Source organism: Streptomyces sp. JJ38, assembly GCF_019303475.1.
GTDB lineage: Bacteria > Actinomycetota > Actinomycetes > Streptomycetales > Streptomycetaceae > Streptomyces.
The window spans coordinates 1,832-3,634 of record NZ_JABLSI010000099.1 but is presented as its reverse complement, the minus strand read 5'-3'; the positions used below and the strand labels follow the sequence as shown (position 1 = coordinate 3,634).

Below are 1,803 nucleotides of genomic sequence, written 5' to 3'. Positions count from 1 at the left end.
CGCCGTCAGACCGTTACTCGCCCCGTCCTGGTTCACCGCACTGCCCCGCACCACGGCCAGCACCTCGTGCCCGTTACGCCGCGCGTCCGACAACCGCTCCAGCACCACGAGGCCGAGGCCGTCGGAGAATCCGGTGCCGTCCGCGGAGGCCGAGAACGCCTTGCACCGGCCGTCCGGTGACAGCGCCCGCTGACGGCTGAACTCCACGAAGAGGAACGGCCCGGAGAGGATGGTCACGCCGCCGACCAGCGCCAGCGAGCACTCACGGTCCCGCAGGGCCCGCGCGGCCAGGTGCAGCGCGACGAGCGACGACGAGCACGCCGTGTCGACCGAGACCGACGGGCCCTCCAGCCCGAGCGTGTAGGAGATCCGGCCGGAGACCACGCTGGAGGTCGAACCGGTCAGCCGGAGGCCCTCGATCTGCGGCAGGCTGCCGGCCGGTCCGACGGCGTAGTCCGAGGAGCCGACGCCGCAGTACACACCGGTGTCGGTGCCGCGCAGGGACGTCGGGTCGATACCCGCGTCCTCGAACGCCTCCCACGCCGCCTCCAGCAGGAGCCGCTGCTGCGGGTCCATCGAGGTGGCCTCACGCGGACTGATCCCGAAGAACTCGGCATCGAAGTCGCTGACACGGTCGATGAAGCCGCCGACTCGCGAGTATGCCTTTCCGAGCCGGTCCGGGTCCGGGTCGTAGAGCCCCTCCAGGTCCCAGCCACGGTCCGTGGGCATCGGCGTCATGCCGTCGCGGCCTTCGGCCACCAGCTCCCACAGCTCGCCCGGCGAGGTGACGCCGCCGGGGTACCGGCAGCTCATGCCGACGATCGCCAGCGGCTCGCTCTCCCGGTCCTCGTACTCACGCAGCCGGTCCCGGGCGTCGCCCAGGTCGACGGCCATCTTCTTCAGGTAGCGGACGAGCTTTTCCTGCTGTGGGTCGTTCTGGGGGTCGTTGCCGACCATGCTCACGTCCTTATCCCTCGTCATGCCTCACCGAACTCCGCGTCGATCAGGCGGAAGACTTCGTCCACGGATTCGGCGGCCTCGATCCGCCCGCTGGCGCTCTCCCCGGCCTCGGAGAGCGCGGTGGCCAGCGCGCGCAGCCGTCCGGCGACACGCTGTTTCTCCTCCTCTGCCGCCGCCGCGAGCAGGTTCTCCAGCCGCTTCAGTTCGGCGTCGATGGACGGCTCCGCCGCCTCTTCTCCGCCGCCGAGCTCGGCCAGCAGCAGTCGGGCGACGGCTGCCGGGGTCGGGTGGTCGAAGATCAGCGTCGCGGGGAGCCGGACCCCGGTGGCCTGGGTCAGCCGGTTGCGCAGCCCCACGGCACCGAGGGAGTCGAAGCCGAGGTCCTTGAAGGGGCGCTCCGCACCGATCGACGCGGCCGACGCGTGGCCGAGAACGGCCGCTGCCTGCGTGCGGACCAGGTCCAGCACGGCCTGCTCGCGGTCCGCCGGATCCGCCCCGGCGAGCCGCTGCGCCAGCGACCCACCCGTCGGTTCGGCCGGGCGGGCCGGTGTCCTGACCAGCCCACGCAGCAGCGCGGGCAGCATCCCGGCCTGGGCCTGGACCCGCAGCGTCGCCGCGTCGAGGCACACCGGGGCGAGCAAGGCCGCCTCCGCTCCGAGCGACTGGTCGAACAGCTCAAGGCCCTCGTCGTCGGAGAGCGGCACCGCCCCCATCCGCTCCAGCTGGGCAAGCTGCGACTCACCGAGCCCGCCCGCCATGCCCGCGGTGTTCTCCCACAGGCCCCAGGCGAGGGAGGTCGCGGGCAGGCCCCGCTCTCGACGTATGTGGGCCAACGCGTCCAGC

Annotated in this window: 2 protein-coding genes; both read right to left on the bottom strand. The window is 72.5% G+C overall.

Features of this window, described 5'->3' with window-relative positions; genetic code table 11:
- Positions 1-957: polyketide synthase (locus HPT28_RS26400; RefSeq protein ID WP_306824675.1), on the bottom strand; the 957-nt coding region annotated here is incomplete at its 3' end.
- A gap of 20 nt (positions 958-977) precedes the next feature.
- Positions 978-1,803, bottom strand: an 826-nt coding sequence (locus tag HPT28_RS26395; protein WP_257579465.1) for a phosphopantetheine-binding protein, incomplete at its 5' end; no start/stop codon positions are given.